Below are 21,273 nucleotides of genomic sequence, written 5' to 3'. Positions count from 1 at the left end.
AATGTTATTCCATAAAACTATCGAAATAACTCCTAGCAGCATAACTACCACATCTCTTGATGAGGAATTGGTAAGAAAAGCTCTACACTTCGTAGAAGAGAACATCGACAATCCGGAATATTCGATTGAAGATTTAAGTAAGGACCTGGGACTGAGTAAGACTCATTTGAACCGGAAGTTGCAATCTATTGTCGATTTAACGCCACTCCAATTTATCCGGTCCATCCGTTTAAAAAGGGCGGCGCAATTACTAACCAACAGTCAATATAACATAAATGAAATCTCTTACATGGTAGGTTTCAACACCTTAAAATATTTTAATTCACACTTTAAAGAGGAATTCCAAATGACACCCAGCCAATACAGGGAAAAGAATAAAGGGTAATTTCCTGTACTGCTATTTTTCTATATTTATTAGCTGGTCTGTATCTGTAATGGTGTCGTGAGAGATTTTCCGTTTGCTAGAATAATATGAAAACAATAAAAATAATCGTTCCTACCATTCTATATGCCGGAATGTTGCTGCCCTGTATGGCACAATCCTCACTGGTTGATTCCATTCAAGATCGCTTTAAAGATCAATTGATGTTATTTCCGCAAGAGAAACTTTATCTCCATACAGATAAATCTGCTTATATTGCAGGAGATACAATTTGGTTTCGTGCGCATGTGGTCGATGCAGCTACACACATTCCTGCAACTGTAAGTCGATGTGTCTATGTAGAACTTATCAATCAGTTGGATTCGGTTATTCATCGGGTTAGAGTTTGTTTGAGTGACTCTATTTATTGCGGTTATATGCCAATTCCCATATCTGCTCCGCAGAGTAGCTACCATTTATGTGCTTATACTCGTTTTATGGAGAATCTGAATCAGGATTGCCTGTTTGATGTCGAATTGCCAGTGATAAATCCGGTCATTACAGGAAATATATATGAAACATTGAAGATAAAAGATGAACAGCAGGATGCTACAGCATCATTGTTCGACTTAAATCACCAAAATGATATTCTGTCAGTAGCTTTATCTCCGGTTGTTTTAGCTAAATTATCACGAGGAGAAAAGTTATATTTGACCATGCATTGCCGTGGAATCGTATTTTATGCTGAAGCCCTCGAAAAAGAACGTGAACGCTATTTATTTGATATCAGTACCTTTCCGGCAGGTGTAGTCCAGACATTATTACTGGATGACCGGCTACATCTTCTAGATCAACATTTATTGTGTACGAATGAAAGAAAAGGTCCAGATATAAAGTTTACGACAGATAAACCAACTTATAGTCGCAGAGAACAGGTTAACGTTGTCATGAAGCTGCTTGATGAGACAGGAAAACCTTTGAAAGGGAATTTTTCCGTATCGGTGACGGATGATGCCAGTGTATGTTTGGATAGTCTCCGCATGATCGCTCCATATTTACTATGGGAATCCGATTTGTCTGCTGACCGGCAGCAGTGGCCACGCTACAATCTCAAGAATTTATTAAACGGTAATTATCAACATCCGGGCGGTCGTTTTGATGTATCTCCTGAAATAAAAGGAATCGCTTATGATTTTTATAGCCGCAAAGCAAAAACAGATGCTGAAGTTTCGATTTTTGGCATAGAATCTCTTTTTAGTGCCAAACAACATACAGACTCTTTGGGTAGATTCTGTTTTACCGGGTTTGATTTTCCCGAAGGCTCTACTTTTCTCATAAGAGCAACAGGCAAGAGAGGTAATAAATCAATCCAGCCGATAGTGGAACCGGAAGTATTCTATCCATTCAAACATTCTGTTGTCAACCATAACACTAACTCAGCTAAATCTTATGCTTATCGGAATGAAAACCAGGAACGGTTTGATTCCTTGGCCCAGGCAATGAACAGTTATCAGTTGGACGAAGTCATTGTAAAAGCAGATTCTGTAAAGAAGATAGGTAAATCAGTATATCATTCTTTTATGGGAAGGGTAAAAACAGCGGAAGAATTAATGACTCCCCATCCGAGATCGTTGACGGACATGTTGGAAAGATTTCCCGGAGTATATATAAGCGGGGATAGTGTAATGCTGAGTGGGATTAAAAATGAACTGTTTTTCCTGGATGACATCCCTACTACATTTGAAGATGTGAGGAATATAAACATTGATGAAATAGATGAAATAGAAGTCATAAAAGATGCGTCAGCAGCAGTTTTTGGAATGAAAGGAGCAAACGGGGCTATTCTGATCATGACAAAACGGGGAGAAATAACACGCCCCGAACTTGTGAGGAACGTAGTACGTGTATCCCCTTTGGGGTATCAGCGGTTAAAACGTTTTTATCCGGTCTGTTATGATACCGAAGAGAAGCAAAGTTCTGTATCGGAAGATAACCGGTCGACTCTCTATTGGAATCCCTGTGTACCTATAACTGATAATGGAGAAGCTTCTTTTGATTTTTATACCTCAGATAGCGATACACCCTATACAATTCTCGTGCAAGGAGTTTCTGAGGATGGGCGTATTATTTCTTTAAAACGGAAAATATCCCGGACTGTGACACGATAAATAACATTAAAGAGCCATACCGAACTCTATTTAAGTTGCGATATGGCTCTTGTCTTGTCAAAAAGGATAGTCAAGTTTCAAATTACAAGTTCAAACCCTAATGTTGAATGATGACATTCCTCTCTACATCCTGAAAAACAATTCCTTTTATTCCAGCAAATAAGCTCTGACCTCAGCCGCACTGACAGATTTTCCTCGATTACTCTTAGTAAACACCAGTTTCAAATAACGAGCTTGCATAGGTTCAAAAGATACACGTCCTGTAATCTCTTTGTTGCTTGAATCACCAAAAACGATCGTTCCGACCAATGGAGCTGTATCGGCATCCATGCCAACGTATATTTCTACCGTGTGAACGTCCGCTGTATTGTTGTCATTCCGCCTATCCAATTCTAATTGTGAAACTCGTTCCTCATCACCCATATCAATCACCAACGCCTGCGGTAAATTACCATTTCCTGTACCATTGTTCCATATGTTGTGCCACAAGGAAGAAGAGGTACCATCTCCGTCAATAGCCTTCCAAGGCTCATTGTTCACTTGCCAGGAAGTAGCTGTTGCCGTCCATTTTGCACGATCAAGCATTCGGAAAGTGCCATAAACTTTCACCACACAGGTAGACGAAGTTCCAGCACCATCAGCCGCCATTGCTGTGATAGTTACCGTACCTGACGAAAGTGCCGTAACACGTCCTTCCGCATCAACCGTAGCTATGGATTCATCAGACGAAATGAATTTAACAGATTTATTTACTGCTGTTTCAGGTAATACCGACCATACCAGTTGCAGTGGTTCCTCACCCTTAATAATAAACAAATTATCCGAGTCGGCAAAGATTATATCACTAACCGTTTCCGGACTAGTTATCTTAATATCAAAAGTGGCTACAATATTTGTCCCGTCCGTAGAAGTTACTTTTACTTTTCCAACTCCCGGTTTCAAGCCACTGATCATACCTTCACTGTCTACTGTAAACACATCTGTATTCAATGATTCATACTTCACCGCCGGATTCGCAGCATAATAAGGTATAACTAAAAGCGGCAATTTAGCTGTAGTACCCATCTTCACCCGAAATTCCGTAGCATCATCCTGTAGTTTGATTTTCTTTATCTTATGTGAATTCAACTGTTCATAAACAGAAGTTATAATCTGTCCGGAAACAATGCCATCAGGATGCTTTTCCGTAGAAATAGCCAAATAAAGTTCGCCTGCCAACAAAGCTTGTTCTTCAACAGCTGATAGCCCCTGATAAGAAGAAATAACAAAACTTATGCCAGCTTCATTAGTGGGATTATTATTCAAATATTTTAGAAAACGAATCGCTCCATTGTGTTGTGCTCCCTTGTAAATCTTAACACCGACTATCTCATCTTCTCCTTTTACAAACAGATCGGTCCACGACACAAGCAACGTCAATGTTCCTGTTCCTTTGTCATAAAAGCCTTCTACCTCCCCTTTTGTTTGAAGGTCAGCCTTTATCTTATACGTTTCCCCTTCCCCGGAAACCATGCCTTCGCCTTGCACGCAACCGTGAAACAGTAACATCAAGGCAACTATCAATATATAGTTTATAGATTTCATGTTTCTTTATTTTTTATTTATTAACATTAATACCCGGGATTCTGAATCAATGCGCCAGACTTTGACATTTCACTTTGTGGAACGGGCCACCAATACAGCCGATCATCCCATACATGGTTCAGCACCTCTATACGACGATAACTAAAGCTTTCGCCTCCATCATCAAGTACCCTGCGTGTAATCTCCATTCCATGACTAGGACCGCCCAACACTTCTTTTGCAATCTTCCAACGGCGTACATCCCAATAGCGATGTTCTTCAAACGCCAGTTCTATCTGACGCTCTGTCTGAATCAGCTTGCGCATATCTTCTTTTTTGATGTCATCCATAACACCGTATTTATTAGATTCTCCTTCTTCTATCTCAGCACGCTGGCGAATCATACGAATATACTCCTTTGATTCTTCCGGAGCCAATGCTCCGTCTGCAACCAATTCATTAGCAGTTTCTGCAGCAATCAACAAAATCTCCGCATAACGCATCAGGATAGTCGGGCGATAGTCGTAGGTTTCCAAGCCACCATTATCCAAAATAAATTTCATGCGATAGTATCCTGTAGTTGTCGCATTTGGCTGATAAATACCATCTTTTATAGCACTTGTCTCATCAGGATTCCCGGTTGTCACCATGTCACCAGTATATGTCCTCATTAACGCATCCTTATAAGCATTCATCATACGATAAGCACCATTATAAGATACTGTTGCCTTCAAACGCGGATCACGATTCAGATACATATCATCACCATCCTCGTATGTATACTTACTCCGGCTATCACGAATCGGAAAACCATCAGCCATAGGGAAAGCATCTACTAGTTCCTGTGTAGGAAAGCCTGTAAGCTTATTCAAATTAGCAAATCGTGATATACGTGAATTAGGAGAATAATAAGCATCCAATGCTACACGATTCTGGCTGTCACCTTGTTCATTCGAAAGAAAATCGCAAAATATAGGTTCTTTATTCGTAACAGCATCATGCATAAACGCATAATAGAACCGAGGCCACCAGCTTTTGGCCGCTGTAGTGTTGTCTTTTTGACCGGGACGTAGCTCATACCATGAATTAGCATTATTAAGGTCTATAAATCTTTTAACTGCATCATAAGCAGTCTTCCAACGAGCTGCATCGTAATCTCCATAAGAAACCAGCAAGTTCGGATCATCTTCACGTTTACAATTCACTAACGGACTTGCCGCATACAGAAGAATACGCGCCTTCAAAGCCAGAGCCGCCATACCGCATGCACGCCCTTCGCTTTTCCCATGAATGCTTCCTACAGGATTAACAGTCCCCTGACTGTAAATATGTCCCGAACGCTCCAAATAATAGAAAGCACTGTCACACTGGTCTACTGCATACTTAACACTTTCTCCATATGTAGATCGAGGCACATCGATCTTATCATTTTCAGTATACACCCGGTCTTCAATCAAAGGAATTCCACCATAATGTTTTATCATCGTGGCTATAAACCATGCACGAAGAAAGAAAGCCTGTCCTTTCCAATATTCAATGGTGGCCTTAGTAAGGGTCTCACCCGGTTTATTCGGGTCTGAACTCAGAATAGCCGCTACCTTCCCCTCATTGTAATTGTTCATGAAAATGTTGATAGCGCGCCATTTATTATACGTATTGTTCCACGCATCGTTTCCCGCATTATTAACATTGACCGTTCCTTGAGCTAAGTACATACCCATGCTTAGTTCCGCCCCTCTTGCCTCCAGTTCTTTGGCAGGAAAATCAAGACCACACTGCCCGAACCGTTTATAACTATGGGAATAGCCGATTTGACCGTAAAAGCCATTGACAACACCTGCAACTTTCGCACTGTCCGAATAGACCTTCTCTTGCGTTTCAGAAACGTCTACTTTCTTATCAAGATACTCATCACTGCATGCTGCAAAAGTGACAAGTCCGCAAGCAGCAACTAAAAAAAACTTTGTGATATATTTCAGTCTCATATTATTATTTCTTAAAATGCACATTGAACTCCAAACATATAACTTGCCTGTGTAGGATAAACCGAACTGCTCGTATTTTCAGGGTCCATACTCAGCTTCGTCAGATTAGAAAAGTTGAGCAGATTGTAACCGGTAACATACAAGCGCACTGCTTTCACTATATCTTTTGTAGTTTTTCGCAGCCAGTCCTGTGGCAACTGATAGGCAATTTCCGCACTTCTCAGACGAATATACGAAGCATCCAAATACCAGAAATCAGAAAGATGGGTATTATAATTATTATTTTCCCAAGTAGTAATTCCCAAACGTGGAAAACGAGCATTCGTATTTTGCGGAGTCCAGCGTTCAAGCATCAATTCTTGCATATTATTGACAAAAGGTATAAGATTACCTCCCATATTAGGAATAGCATAATCGAATGCTCCTTGCCACAACATATTAAACGATAATCCTTTCCAGCTACCTCCAAGAGTAATACCATAGGTACAAGTAGGCGTATCGGGCTTAGATATATATGTTTTATCAGCATCAGTGATAAAATTATCACCATTCAAATCAGCATAGCGTAAATCACCGGGTTGCAAATTGCTTGCCCAAGCTGGAGCCGGAATACCTTCTTTCAACTTACCATTTTCATCAAAATCCTCTTGTTGATAAAAGCCAACGCACTTCAATCCCAACTTCGTGCCTATACGATGTCCGGTTTGTGCCTGATAAGGGTAAGCCGGTGCTTCACTAACATATACCACCTTATTTTTAGCATAAGAAAAAGTAGTACCCACATTGTAACTAAAATCACCTATAGAACCACGATAATTCAATTCACCGTCAAAACCTGAATTCTCGGATTTACCGATATTGCGTTTGGGTAGTGTTTGTCCGATAATAGCAGGTATGTCACCACTTGCAATCAGCTGATCATAACGCTGGTTACGAAAGTAATCTATCGTAAAGCGCAAGCGTCCATCAATCATATTCATATCCAAACCAACATCAAGCTTACGTTCTTTCTCCCAGGTGGCATCGACATACACCAGTTCTCCCTCAGTTGTCGTATTTCCCCAGGGATTACCTCCCCCTTTCCAAATGACATCCGTTGTATTTTTATCTTTTCCAAAAGAATTATCGCTACCGACCAGACCGTAAGAGGCACGCAACTTAAACAAGTCGAAGAACGGGAAAGCACTCTTGAAAAACGTCTCTTCCGACAGGTTCCAACCTACCGAAACAGCCGGGAACCAGCCAAACTTTTTCTTTCCGACAAAACGGTCATTACCATTATAAGCTACATTGAATTCCACCATATAGCGATGTTTAAAATCATATCCCAAACGCCATGTCATACTTTGGTCATTGTCCGACAAATTCTTTTGATTTATGTATGACTGGCGACTGATAAGATACAACATGTAAAGATGGTGTGTCGCATTGAAAGTGTGATCATAATTCAATCTACCCTGATAAGTAACCTTATAGTTAAAGGTATCATCATTTCCACCTAGTGAATAAGTCGGAAATTTTTTAGAACCTCCTCCGCGGGCAATATAAGAATTATTGTCCGGATCATACAAATAAGCGGGAAGATCTACACTACGTGTCAATTCACGTCTTTCATTAAAGTTACCGGCATATGAAACCGTAGCCATTGCCGATAATCCTTCGGTAATGAAATCAAGTTTTTGTTCGGCACTCAACAATACATTAAAATTATTCTTATAATAACGCTTGTAACCACAATTGGCATAACGGGCAATTGGATTTACCGGATTTGAAGTATCCACACCAGGATGAGTGGCATACGAAGGCTTACCATTAGGCAGAGTCAATGGCATTGCATAGGGAGTCAATATGCTGTAATTCTTAATCTCATCAAAAAGCGAACCTTTCACTGAACCGGCAGGAGTGTTCTGTGTCTCAAAACGCCCGTTCAAGTCCAAGCGAATACTTGTAGTCTTAGTCGGTGTAAAATCCAAATTAGAACGGAAATTATAGCGCCGGTAATAATAGTTGTTATCAACATCTTCACCAGGCTGAATAGGAGCATAATGTTTCATCATACCGCCTTGAGTATAATATGCCAAAGATGTGAAATATTTCACAAACTTGTTACCACCACGTATATCTACGGAAAAACGTGCGGAAGAAGATTGTTTGGCAAGCACCGTATTTACCCAGTCTACATTAGGATGACCATAAGGATCGAGACCATTGCGATAAAACTCCAAATCGCTGGGAGAAAACTGAAGAACCGGTTGCTCACTCAGCCCATATGCATCATTTAACTGCGCTTCATTATAAAGGGATGCCGTTGTATAAGCGTCAAGAATTGTAGGCATTTTAATGGCCCTATTAATACCTCCTTCAGCTGTAAAGTTAATGGTAGGTTTGCCTTCCTGTCCGCGAGTAGTCTTTATAACCAATACACCATTGGCACCTTTCAATCCATAAACAGCAGTAGTAGAAGCATCTTTTAGAATCGTAATACTCTCAATTTCATTAGCACTGATTTGTGCCAATTGCTCGTACGAATATTCTATATCATCTACAATTATCAAAGGCTTTCTGTCGCCATTCAATGAATTACTTCCACGAATAAAAAAGTCTGCAGCATCGGCTCCCGGTTGACCACTACGTTGCACGGAGAAAAAACCCGGCAAGCGCCCAGCCAACACATTGTTTATACTACCCACAGGTACACGTTTAATCTCCTCTGCTTTAATACTGCTTGCAGCACCAGTCATAGTAATACGTTTTTGCTGGCCGTAACCCAAAATCACAACTTCATCCAACCCCTTTGAGTCCGGTGCCAAAACCAACTTTATAAAAGATCGATTGCCCATGGATTCCTCCAAAGTGTGATAACCCACATAAGAAACGGTAAGTTTCCCATTCAAACTCTTCACTTTCAGAACAAAATCACCATTTACATCTACAATAGTGCCATTTGCTTTATTTCCTGTTTCCTGCACGGTAGCACCTACTAGCGGCTCGCCATTCTCGTCCAGAACCTTACCCCTAACTACCGTATTTTGGGCGTAGATTGTTGTTCCCAGGAAGAGGAACAACAAGAATAGTATGATATTCTTTACTTTCATAAATATTCTGTTTACAAATTAGTAACCCGGGTTTTGTACTATATTCGGATTAAATAAAACTTCATTATGATCTATCGGAAGACGATACATACGATCGTCCCAGTAAGGTTTTGCTACCTCCATATTATAATCATAATGAAAAGTTCCATCTTCTTTTTTAGTTATCTTCACGCCATGCAATGGTTTGGAGTAAACGTCGTTAGCAATTTTCCACCGACGAATATCCCAAAAACGGCTTTCCTCAAAAGCAAACTCACAACGGCGTTCATTACGTATCAATTTAATGAGTTGATCATAACTCATTCCTCTTTTCAAAGTATAAGGATTAAGTCCTGCGCGCTGACGTACCATTTCAATCGACTTATACACCAATTCATCATTGATAATACTTGCTCCTTGCGCTTTATTCAAATATTCGGTTTGTGCCTCTGCATACATCAATAAAATATCAGCATAACGTACCACCGGCCAAGAAGAAACTATTCCTGAGTGGAAATTAGTTTTACCAAATTGGGTGTCTTCTTCATTTTCGGCTAAATGTCTCTTCAGATAATAACCGGTCTTCGTCCGATTTCCTTCTCGCGCCGGGTTTATGGAATTATTATCTTTCCCACCTTCCGATATATCTACAGTTGCTTTCAACCAACGGCTATTGTGATAAAACACAGTTTGTGTAAGACGTGGATCACGATTCTTATAAGGATCTTGTGGATTATATTCGCCATTCTCTTTAGCTTCGTCAATGGATTTTCCATTCTTCATTGGAAATGCATCTACTAATTCTTGTGTAGGACTGGTTTGACCAAGACAGGGACGACCACTACCCGCCCAAGTTCCCATATCCATAGAACCCATAGGTGAATTTTTATATCCCCAATTATCGCCATAGAGAGCGTTACCATCCTGCCCTTTTTTCATCCACAATACTTCCCCATTGATTGTTGTACGACTCAATCGTGTTCGATCTTTTTCAAGTATAAACTGATTCGTATTAATAATTGTGCGGCAAATATCCGCTGCTTCTTTCCATCTGTTAGGATCATTTTCGGGATAACCCAGCCAAGGTTCTGCCGCATTACCCGTACCATTAACCAATGGACTTGCAGCATATAGCAACATACGGGCTTCAAGTCCCAACAAGCCCCACTTACGTACATGTTTCCAATTGCTGTCTATTCCTTCAGCAAAACTATTCTTTTTTTCATCAGGTGATTTACGCTCACCAATATCTGAATAGAGACGTAAGTTATCCTTCACCGCATCTATTTCATCCTTAATGTATTGGACACATTCTGCAAAGCTATTTCTTTGTAATGTACGTAGTTCAGGGCTATCCATCGTAAACACTTTGTCATAAATCAAAGGGACTCCTCCGTAAGTACGTACCAAGAGCCAATAAAAATATGCCCTCAAAGCACGAGCCTCATTGGCGTGATAAGATGCCTCTTCCCAATCCGACCAAGGCACTTTCTCATAATTCTGCAAAAATATATTACAATAACGAATTGCCTTGTAAAGCAATGTCCAACTTTCACCATATGTATCCGCTTTTCTATGCTCTAAAGGAAACATATTAGTAGTTGAATATCCAGAATTTATTACCGACCAGTTAGCATTGGCCCTGTCGGTTGGAATTGCATCATCAGTCAATACCTCCATAGGTTGTCCATTAAAACGGTCCATACCTGCAGGTATAAACGAGTAAATAAAGTTTAACCATTGTTTTGCGTTTTCACCCGTATAATCATCCTCGTCCCACACATAAATATCCGACTGAATTTCAAGCGGTTCGTTTTCCATATCCTCACATGAGGTAAAAAAGACACCGAACACAGTTAATACACCAATTAAAATATGTATATATCGTTTCATCTTTTATAGTTTTATGCTTATACCAAAGTTAATAGTACGTGTCATAGGGAAACTGCCGCCCCATATTTCAGGATCAATATCTTTGCGTACATCAAAAATCTCAGAAGCCGTCAGCAGATTCATGCCTTGCGCATAGATGCGTACGGAAGGAATACCTAATTTGCGTGTCAACAATGTAGGCAACGTATAACCAATTTCTACGTTTTTCAAGCGAAAATAATCTGCGTCATATATCCAAAATGAGGAAGTCTGCCTGTTGTTATTATTACTACCATACCATACGCGAGTATGAGTGTTAGTATGATTGTCGGGAGTCCAACGTCCTAAAACATAAGAAGTAATAGCACCCTCGCCGCTTTTTCCTGAACCGTCCATAAAGTCACCGTTCAAATACACTTGGCGATTGAGAGTTCCCTGCGCAAATACAGAAAAATCAAATCCTCTATAATTAAATCCAGCAGAAATACCATAATATCCCTTAGCCTTCTTTGAACCTAAATTGGTCTGGTCGTGAATATCAATAATATGGTCACCATTCAAATCCTTATAACGAATATCCCCCGGCATAATCGTACTCTTCACAGCAGATGGCAAGAAAGCATCATAAGCATCGATTTCTTCCTGACTTTGGAAAATTCCATCAGCCACATATCCATAGGTCATTCCTACCGGATCTCCTAATCGACTCATCCACGGATAAGCCTTCGGTAGTTGCGGAGAATATTCGAATTTAGATTGTTCAAAACTTAAATTACCATTAATGAAGTAATTGAAATTTCTTATACGATCTTGCCAAGTAAGTACCATTTCCGTACCTGTATAAGAATATTTTTCACAATTAGAACGTGGGTAAACATTGCCAAGAATCGCCGTCTTGATTTCAGAAGTAGCCACCACGTCAGAAAACTTATTCTGATAATAATCAAATGTAAAGGCTAGGCGATCATTGAGAAATCCCAAATCAATACCTACATTTAATTTCTTAGCTATTTCCGGATTAAGCCGCGAAGCAGTTTTGTTCTCCTCTGTCCATTTATTATCAAAAGGACCACCATACACATGAACCTTAGAGGTGCTATAGGACTGTTTATATTCAGCATAATCACATATAGCCTGCCCTGTTACTGCATAAGAAATACGTGGCTTCAGTGTACTAAAGATATTCAATTCTTTCACAAATGATTCATTATGTCCGTTCCATGCAGCTCCCATACCCCAGTAATCGGCCCAACGGTTGCCCGGAGCCAACCAGTTATATCCACCGCGAGTATATACAGCCTCAGCCAAATAGCGATCATCATAGTTGTAATTCATTCGACCGGAATAATTTGTATAATTTCTCAAATATCCCTTCTGTACATTTTGATCTTGGATTTGATTCAGATCGGCTACAAACAAAGCAGCCACTCTATGTTTACCGAATGAATGATCATAGCCAACCGCTCCCTTCAAGAAAGTAATACGATAACGCTGGTCTTTATTTCCAGAGTTACCTTGGTCCTTATCTTCACCTACCTGCTGATAAGAACCATCTTCTTTATATAAATAAGCTGCAAACTCTTTACTACGAGTAGTAAGATATGAAGTCGCAGAATAATAAGAACCAGTAGCTTCCAAATAAAGACCATCAAGCAAAAAATCCATTTTTTGCTTGATCGTCAAATCAAAAGACATATGACGGCTGTCTTTAAACTGATGACCATTGTCATATAACAGACCTTTCAAATTCTGATTTGCCTTCGAGTCTATATACGAACCATAAGATCCATCCGGATTATAAACAGGATAACGATTAGGACGTGTAGTAAGTATATTACTATAAAATGACCGGGTGCCTGCAGCAGGTTGATTATAACGTTCTTGGCGTCCAGCCAGATTAATCTGCATAAAAGTTGTTGAAGTTACTTTGACGCCTAAATTAGAGCGTACAGAAAATCGGTTAGTCTGTGCATTGGTATTGTAACTATTCGCATCATTTGTTTTAAAAAAACCATTCTCACGATACCAGTCAAGATCTACAAAGTAATTAAAGCTATTCGTAGCTCCAGATACATTAAAGTTGTAGCGATGAACAGGAGCTGTATTATTTAACAACTCATCATACCAGTCCACATCAGGATAAAGGTAAGGATTCTCCTTATTTCGGTATTTCTCTATAATTGCCGGATTATAGGCCTCAATATAAGCTCCCGGTTCACGGAGATCGTTAGCATAGGCCTCGTTCACTAATGTTATATAATCTACGGCTCCAAGCAAATCTGGCAGCTTTAACGCTTTTTCAAAACCTGTTTCGGCAGTAAATGAAAACCTAGGACGACCTACGTTACCTTTCTTTGTTATCACATTAATGACACCTGCAGCAGAACGTTGTCCCAGCATCACGGTAGAAAGTCCATCTTTCAACACCTGTACGCTTTCGATTTGATCTGGGTCCATAGTGTAAAAGTCACGTTCAATTCCATCCACTAAAAATAAATTCGTACGTGAATTACGTACTTTCCATCCATAAGCAGCTGGCATATCACCACCTTGACGATAAATATTCAGCCCCGGCATCCTTCCTTGTATAGCCCCTAAAAAATTATAAGTAGGAGTGGATGTAACTGACGTCCCATTTATAAAACCAATTGTTTCTGTCAATTCTCCTTTCTTAGAAGTCCCCCGTAAACGGTCGACCACTATCTCTTTATCTTCCGGACCGGGCATCGCACGTGAAGCCATCTGGACAATGAAACGTCCTTTTTTCTTGTAACATGTCTCCTGAGAGTAAAAATCAGGATGAGAGAAACTGAGTTTCGTTCCCTCTGTAATCGGTAAATCAAAATAGCCGTCCACGTCCGTTAATGCTTGCTTTTTCGTCCCCGGCACTTGGACTACCACCCCTGATAAGGGCTTTCCATCAGTATCGGCAACCATACCCCGTATATTCTGAATCTGCTGTGCATACACAGTAGAAGTAAGAAGCAGGGCACTTACCATACAGCATTTTAAAATCTTTTTCTTCATTGTACAAGATTGATGTTTAACAAAATATTAATTAACACTAATTTTAAATTGACTGTATAAAATTAAAATATACTAAATCATATATGCAAGAATACCTTCACGTTCCCTGTATAAATGATTTTGTCAGTCCAACATTTAAACAATTACTATACACGATGCAATAAATTACTATCGCACCAATCATATTGATGCATTATATATTCACTTAAATGCACATTCGAATATAATTACGCATAATTTTTCTGCCTATAAACAGATGATTTTCTACTGTACTCATGCTCAATTGAAGTTCTTTTGAAATTTCACTTAGTGTTTTTTCCTCAAATCGGCTCATGGAATAAACCCTTTGACGTTGTTGCGGAAATACACTTAACCTCATTTTTTCCATGAAAAGTAAATCTTTAACAATGATTTCTTCTTCAGGTCCACAAGTAAATTCAATAGCATTTTCATAGGCGCACGATATCATTTCCTGTTTTCTATAATAACAGCGCAAATAGTCTGTCACAAGATTACGTGCGATAGTGAAAAGAAAAGACTGAATGGTAGATTTTTGAAGCATATTGTCATAATCCAACAAACGCATAAAAACGTCTTGCACTAGATCTTCAACTTCATATTTACATTTTATACGGCATCTAACATATCGGTATATAACCGGATAATATTCTTTATACGCTTCTTCAATTATCGAATATGCTTTCGTTTCCATGCTTTTCATAACATCACTTTAATTAGTCACTGCAAATATGAGTCATCTGATAAAAAAACACAAGGACATTTTAGCACAAAAAATGGGATATTCCTATTCATGAGCAAAATCGTACTATATATCACAACCATTGCCCCTTATATTTCTTATATTTAATCCGTTCACCTCTCATCACCGGAACAAAATGAATAGCCACTCCACCACTAGGTTTTAATTTAAATTTCATTTGTTGTGACGAATCCGTTAGAAAACTGGAACATTTAACATGAGTTGAGGTCCTCTCATTCTCATCATCGGTGTACACAATTGCCAAATAAGTTTTATCCGGCTCTAAGAAGTTTAATGTAATTATCTCATTAGAACCGTTATTATTGGTAATACCGCCAACAAACCAATCATCTTTTTTCCGGCGTGCCATAAAAACTTGTTTACCCGGTTCTCCCAAAAGCACAGTTGAATCATCGAATACTGTTGGCAAATTTTCAAAAAAAGTAATTTCAGGCTCATTATTATAAAAAGAAGGCTTATCATACCAAAATAATGTTTGCAACGGACTATAAAAAATTACTGACGCTGCTAATTGATGAGCGTGTGTTGTTTTCAGCCGTTTATCATAGTAACAAATAGTATAGTCCGCAGCACCGGAAATCAAACGGGTAAATGGTAGTATGGTATTATGAGTTGCATCCGGAAACTCTTCATTTCCCCGAATCCCTTCCTGGGTCAACAAGTTAGGATAAGTTCTGCTAAAACCTGAGGGACGATATTCATCGTGTATATTTACCATAAGCTGATTTTCAGCGGCCAATTTAACTAAATCATGCATCCAGACTGACCATCGGTGGGTTGCATATTGTACAAATCCGAACTTTAAACCTACTATACCCCACTCCCTATAGAGAGGAAATAGTGTCTTTGCATGTTTTTGTAAAGCGTGTTGGTTAACATATAACCAGACACCTATTCCTCTTTCCTTACCATATGCAATCACTTTTGCTAGATCAATTGGTACAGACACATAGCTCGCATCCGCCCGAAATGTAGTAGCATGACCATACCAGCCTCCATCAAATAAAATATATTGGAGATTGTGTTCCACACAGAAATCAATACACTCAATGGCATTTTCAGTAGTTAACGTTATTTCCCGCAGAATCTTGCCGGGTTTCACCCAACTAAAATCAAGTGTGCAATCTTGATTCAGATTCAGGATCATATCATTATTATCAAGCAACTTACCTGGTGTTTCCGCTATCAAGATAGCTTTCCATGGTGTCTTTCCAGGAGTCACAACATCAACCACATCATACATATCCGTTGATATTGTATTTTGTTTCTGAATATTTTTTTTAAAGCGGCTTAAACACCAATCAGCTACATCAGCATCCGCTATAGAAACCCATAATCCATTGGGTAACCCTATCGTCATAGGACGTTCATAAATTCCTTTCCATTCGGATATGCTTAATTGCTTATAAATTCCCTGTGCCCACGAAGCACACCAAGTCTGTGCCCCCTTTTCGAAGGTATATTCCGTATCATCAGCTATGACTTTATGGTAAATAGCATTCGGATGTTCAGGAAAAAGATAACGGAAAGCAACTCCTTCATTATAGACTCGAATTTCAATATCCATGGAATAACCCGAATTATTACTCTTTTCAAATTTAAGAAGAGCACCATTCCAATTATCTGTAACCAAGCCACGTTCACCATAAAGAGGTTTCCAATTATTCCTACAATTCTTATATTCGACGGTACGAAAAATCAAATCGTAATACCATCTGTCTTTTCGTTGAATATCTTCTGCGAGTGCCATTTCCCAGACCTTATTATCAAGTTCTAATCCCATTCGGGATTCTTTTATGGTCACTTTATCTTTGTACGATATGGAATAATAAAGATGATATTGTTCGTCAGAATCCATCCGCTGATAAAAATGAAAATGTATCAAACTATCAGGGGAGGTTATTCTTATATGCGTTTTCTCTACATCTACTATAGATCCAAAAACAGAAAATATAGATAGTATGAAGAAGCTAAAAAATAAATAAATTGTTCTCATTATATATAACTGATTTTTTATTCATGAAAATTGACTTACCGAAACGTTAGGTTTTCAACATACTTTCCAACTTTTATATTGGCATCTTCTAGTATACCGGCTTGTTTTCCATTAATTATTATATTCTCAAAAGTAATGTTGTTTATTAAACGCTCCTTACTATACCCTTCAATTATTGACGGATTTTCCCCATATCCAGTATAATATATATTTTTGACTTTAATATTTTGAATACCACCTCCGGGTGATACGCTATACTTTGGATTATATAATACCCTAAAATTAAAAAGCTGCCCTTCTTCAATATTATCAATCCAAATATTTTCAAAGTTTACATTCTGAACAACATTATCATCAGCCACATTAATAGAAAGACAGCCTTGATATAACCTGTCATCTTCATCATGCTGTAGTATATTTATATTTGAGAAAGTAATATCCTCTAGAATGTTTCCCTTACCATGCCCTCCGATATTTATCGGATGTGCCACATCGGCCCATAAAATAGCGTCAGATACCTTTATATTTTTTACATTCCCATAATATGTCCAGCGATGTGCATAAAGAGCTATGCAATCATCAGAGTTTCGCATAAATATATCTTTAATCTCTACATTTTTGCAACTCATAAGGTCAATGCCATCGCTCCATCCCTTGCAACTGAACGCTTTCAGGTTATTAATCTTCAATCCGTCTACTTCTCCTCCCAATACGGTATAATGATCAGGATTGATAACTGTAATACCATTTATCTCTATATTCTTACTATGCGTAAACTCAAATCCACGTACCGGATTATCAATATATCCCCGGCCTATAAATCTTACATTTTCAACATTATTACAGATAAACTTTCCATTCACAACTGCCCCGGGAGCTAGATAAACAGTAGTATTGGAAGATATAGTAAATGCATTTCCCGGCAAATCTTTTGGACGGTGAAATCCGGGAGCAAAATAGACCACTCCAGGATCATCTGGATTGGGCACTTCTGTCTCTGGTTCGTTAGCGAATACATGTAGGTTGTTTACTCTATTTTCATTAATCTCTATCGAGAACTTTCCGGGTTTATCCAAAGAGAAATAAATCATATTTTCACGTACTGTATACTCAATTCCTTTTGACAAGGGGCGTATCTTTACTTTATGAATCATTTGATTATTAGGTCTTATGCGAAGTTCCACCCTGCCGGAGAAGTCAAATTGCACCATCGAGGCCGGTTGTGGGTTATCCATATCTACCAAAACACGATACTCATATAGATCCTGCCACTCTTTTCCGGGTAAACGTACTGAAACTGTAAAGTCATCATTATGCTTGCTATAGATCAACTCTTTGGGAATAGGATAAATATTCAATGTTTGAGCTACCAGTGAAAAAAAGCCCAACCATATCAATAACTGTAAGCAAATTATTCTTCTCATTTAACTTCTTTATTAGGAATTTATGGGAGCAAAAATGACTAATTTAGATGTAGCTCCTTCATTCATATTGAAGCAAAAAGTAGTATATTTCCTATCATGGTGTTATATTATTCAAATTATACCATAAAATGTTTTTTTATCTCATACTATATCTCTTTATATTATGATTATCATAGTCGGCTTTAAACAATAAACACCATCCGTGCCAACACAAAGGTCAATATTCAGCAAACTTCATTGATACCAGACTCTTTTAAAGATTAATATTATGTATAGTTGCATATACCCCATAAGATTGCTCCAACCGTCCCAACTTCGATCAGCAGAAGGTATGGTATATTTGGATGCCTGCAAATATTCCATTTCAAGATTATCACTCCACCATATAAAAAAATTCTCCTGAATTCTCTGTCAATAACCCAAACAGTTCGGTTTTGTGAGAAATCTTCAGTAATTGATTTTCATATCGGCAGGCAAACAAAGATAGAGAGATAACTCCTTACTGTATAAGATGTTTTAAAAACAAATGCTAATATGTTTATGATAAAAATAAAGTTCATCCGACAAATACATGTTTTGTATCGTTCAGTGAAACCGCTCTTACAGATTCTTTGCCCTTCTATTTTTCAATTTTATAATGCAAGGTTGAATAAAACTCACTCCTCCGGGATTATTTATTGCATTTTATAGGTTAATTTGAATCATAATTCTTTTTTTTAAGCAATGCAACGTAAAAGGATACCCCCTGTGTCTTTTCAGCCTAATTACTCTCAAAAAAAATTCCGTTCTTTGTAAACCTATAAATTGAAATAAATAATAGTTATTATATAAATAATTTTATGAATAGAAATTTTTTATTTTGCAACATTCTGACAGTAATGTTATTCTTATTGACAGAAGTACCTTTGTATGCACAAAACAATATCGTACATGCATACACACCATTTACCATCCCAGCCACAGGACCGAGCGGAGTAGCCTACCCTTCACATGTAAGAAATGACGTTATATCCGCACGATTTGGTGTGAAAGTCGCAAATGTTAGTGTACCTGCCATCCGTTACGACAATACTGTTAACGGAAATCAAGGGCATAATATGGATGTTGCCCGCTTTGCCTCAAACAGCTTGACACCTAAAATTGAGATCAATATCATAGGAGGGACCGAGATCAACAGTGTTACTATCCACCCAGTGCGCTTTTATCCACAAAAGGCGCTTGCGATCAGTGCTGACAGAAAAACACTCACATTCGAAATGGTGAAAGACTTGCCATATGCCATAGTGATTATCAACGGGGATGATCCGCAAGATGCCTCCACAACTAACCCGCAACTTACGCTTATAAACGACCCTCTGGAGGAACCAGCAAAGCAACCCTCGCTTTCTGCCCCCAATGTACTTAATTTCAAGACGTTTTCTGAAAACTATCTGCGAAAAAAATCCAATTACGGACTCAGTCGGACAGATCTGCCGCCCTGCGGGGAGCGTTACAGACGCTAGTCTTAATGATGGAAGATTATTCACCTGGAATCACGAAGCAGGTCGGTTCGTCTCATATACAAGCAAAAGAGTAGCCTTCCCCAACTTAAGAGCAAGAGACAGCAACGACCTCTCTGATGCACTACAAGCGGCTTTGGAAAAAATCAAAAATACACCCGAACTCAATACACTATACATCCCCGCCGGTGTCTATCTCTGGTCGGGACTTAAAATACACAACTGGAACGGAGACGCCAACAATGGTGGAAAACCTCTTTTCGTTTATACCGACGAAAATGCACTCATGATAAACCGTCAGAAAGAATGTAGAGAAGCTATCGAGCCTGCAATATACATTGCCTACTCCAGCTATATAACAATTTCCGGTCGTGGCATACATGATGGGCAAGGCTGCCTCTCTTTCTCAACCGACAGAAAAGACGCAAAAAACACCCCACATCAAGGTGGTGTAGTGATAAAGAAATCAAACAACATCACATTTAATGATACATATATGCGAGATTCTCAGCAATGGAATTGGGAAACACATGATGTCGTGGACATTAATCTGAACAACATAAAAGGCCTTTCTCCCTACAATCATGGATGGATTGACGGACTCAATCTTTCAAGTGGCAAGAACATCACAGTCAATGGCTCCATTACTTTAGGAAATGACGATGCGTTTGCAACTGGTCATTATAATCCCTCGAATGAATTTCCGAGACGCACCTACACTGAAAACCAATCCATCAATTTAACCAATACGGACGCAAATCCGGCAGAAATACGAAATACTTTCGCGGCTGCAGGTGTCTACAACAAAGATCGCCTCAACTGGAGCAACTCCGATACCGAGAACATCCGTATTAGCAATGCCATCGGATGGACACGCTTAGCCCACTGTATACGCGCAGGAATCAATACCAAGAGCAACAATCCTGAAACCGACACGTGCGGCAGACTACTAAAAGGCTTCTATTTTGATAATTATCATGCAATAGTCGGCAGAAATGGTAGTGGAGACATCCGATTCGTGAACTACAATAGTTCCACTTCTTGGCCTTTATATGAAAAGATCGAAATTAAAAATTGTTCTTTCTGGAAACCGGGAAATAAATGGGCTCTTATCCAAACTATGGTAGACAACAACCAGATGATACAAAATTTTGTGATGAAAAACATCTATTTTGTAAAACCGATAGCACATCCATCTTCAACATTTTCAGGAATCATGAACCTAAAAGTGAAGGGACTTTACATCGGAGGGCAGCGGATGCCAAAGTGTGAACTTTAAGTAATTCTGTAAATCCATCTGCCGATTAGATTAACTTGTTTGAACACTACGTTTATCATGCCTATAGCAGAAGTTTATCTGAATTACCGCAGAAACTGACGTTTATCTGAACATAGGAGCGAATGCTGCCTACACAGTGAATATCTATATCCCCAATCATTATCGGTACGATAATCCATATAGCCATGCTATTTATCGTACCAATGATTGGGGATATTTTCCACACCTTTCCACATTTTTCCAC

General features: G+C 38.9%; 12 protein-coding genes. 4 read left to right on the top strand and 8 right to left on the bottom strand.

What is annotated here, in order from left to right; genetic code table 11:
- Position 1: 1 nt before the first annotated feature.
- Together HMPREF9007_RS27940 and HMPREF9007_RS00925 are read left to right on the top strand one after the other, a co-directional pair.
- The gene (locus HMPREF9007_RS27940; RefSeq protein ID WP_032850811.1) at positions 2–385 is read left to right on the top strand and encodes an AraC family transcriptional regulator; all 384 of its coding nucleotides are present in this window, start codon (positions 2–4) and stop codon (positions 383–385) included.
- 86 nt (positions 386–471) lie between these two features.
- Complete coding sequence (locus tag HMPREF9007_RS00925) at positions 472–2,529, top strand: TonB-dependent receptor plug domain-containing protein (RefSeq protein ID WP_008763815.1); 2,058 nt, start codon at positions 472–474, stop codon at positions 2,527–2,529.
- Positions 2,530–2,676: 147 nt separating this feature from the next.
- Here HMPREF9007_RS00925 and HMPREF9007_RS00930 read toward each other — a convergent pair whose 3' ends face one another.
- The 8 genes from HMPREF9007_RS00930 to HMPREF9007_RS00965 all read right to left on the bottom strand — a co-directional run bounded on the left by HMPREF9007_RS00930 (position 2,677) and on the right by HMPREF9007_RS00965 (position 18,251).
- Positions 2,677–4,113, bottom strand: a complete 1,437-nt coding sequence (locus HMPREF9007_RS00930) for an Ig-like domain-containing protein (RefSeq protein WP_008763814.1) — start codon at positions 4,111–4,113, stop codon at positions 2,677–2,679.
- A gap of 26 nt (positions 4,114–4,139) precedes the next feature.
- Positions 4,140–6,077, bottom strand: coding sequence for a RagB/SusD family nutrient uptake outer membrane protein (locus HMPREF9007_RS00935; RefSeq protein ID WP_008763813.1), 1,938 nt, complete (start codon positions 6,075–6,077; stop codon positions 4,140–4,142).
- A gap of 11 nt (positions 6,078–6,088) precedes the next feature.
- Positions 6,089–9,172, bottom strand: a complete 3,084-nt coding sequence (locus tag HMPREF9007_RS00940; RefSeq protein ID WP_008763812.1) for a TonB-dependent receptor — start codon at positions 9,170–9,172, stop codon at positions 6,089–6,091.
- A gap of 18 nt (positions 9,173–9,190) precedes the next feature.
- The gene (locus tag HMPREF9007_RS00945; RefSeq protein ID WP_008763811.1) at positions 9,191–11,044 is read right to left on the bottom strand and encodes a RagB/SusD family nutrient uptake outer membrane protein; all 1,854 of its coding nucleotides are present in this window, start codon (positions 11,042–11,044) and stop codon (positions 9,191–9,193) included.
- Positions 11,045–11,047: 3 nt separating this feature from the next.
- The gene (locus HMPREF9007_RS00950; RefSeq protein WP_008763810.1) at positions 11,048–14,050 is read right to left on the bottom strand and encodes a SusC/RagA family TonB-linked outer membrane protein; all 3,003 of its coding nucleotides are present in this window, start codon (positions 14,048–14,050) and stop codon (positions 11,048–11,050) included.
- A gap of 205 nt (positions 14,051–14,255) precedes the next feature.
- Positions 14,256–14,771, bottom strand: a complete 516-nt coding sequence (locus HMPREF9007_RS00955; RefSeq protein WP_008763809.1) for a sigma-70 family RNA polymerase sigma factor — start codon at positions 14,769–14,771, stop codon at positions 14,256–14,258.
- A 112-nt stretch (positions 14,772–14,883) separates the two neighbouring features.
- The gene (locus HMPREF9007_RS00960; protein ID WP_008763808.1) at positions 14,884–16,827 is read right to left on the bottom strand and encodes a glycoside hydrolase family 97 protein; all 1,944 of its coding nucleotides are present in this window, start codon (positions 16,825–16,827) and stop codon (positions 14,884–14,886) included.
- Positions 16,828–16,862: 35 nt separating this feature from the next.
- Positions 16,863–18,251 (bottom strand): glycosyl hydrolase family 28 protein, encoded by a 1,389-nt coding sequence (locus HMPREF9007_RS00965; protein ID WP_008763807.1) that lies wholly within the window; start codon positions 18,249–18,251, stop codon positions 16,863–16,865.
- An 839-nt stretch (positions 18,252–19,090) separates the two neighbouring features.
- Between HMPREF9007_RS00965 and HMPREF9007_RS27935 the strand changes: the two genes are divergently transcribed.
- Together HMPREF9007_RS27935 and HMPREF9007_RS27930 are read left to right on the top strand one after the other, a co-directional pair.
- Positions 19,091–19,753 (top strand): hypothetical protein, encoded by a 663-nt coding sequence (locus tag HMPREF9007_RS27935; protein WP_008763806.1) that lies wholly within the window; start codon positions 19,091–19,093, stop codon positions 19,751–19,753.
- A 133-nt stretch (positions 19,754–19,886) separates the two neighbouring features.
- Positions 19,887–21,029 carry a hypothetical protein gene (locus HMPREF9007_RS27930; protein ID WP_277754725.1) on the top strand — a complete coding sequence of 381 codons (1,143 nt, stop codon included), beginning with the start codon at positions 19,887–19,889 and terminating at the stop codon, positions 21,027–21,029.
- Positions 21,030–21,273: the final 244 nt, after the last annotated feature.

The sequence above is a fragment of the Bacteroides sp. 1_1_14 genome (assembly GCF_000162515.1).
Lineage (GTDB): Bacteria > Bacteroidota > Bacteroidia > Bacteroidales > Bacteroidaceae > Bacteroides > Bacteroides thetaiotaomicron.
This window is presented reverse-complemented; position numbering and strand designations above follow the sequence as displayed.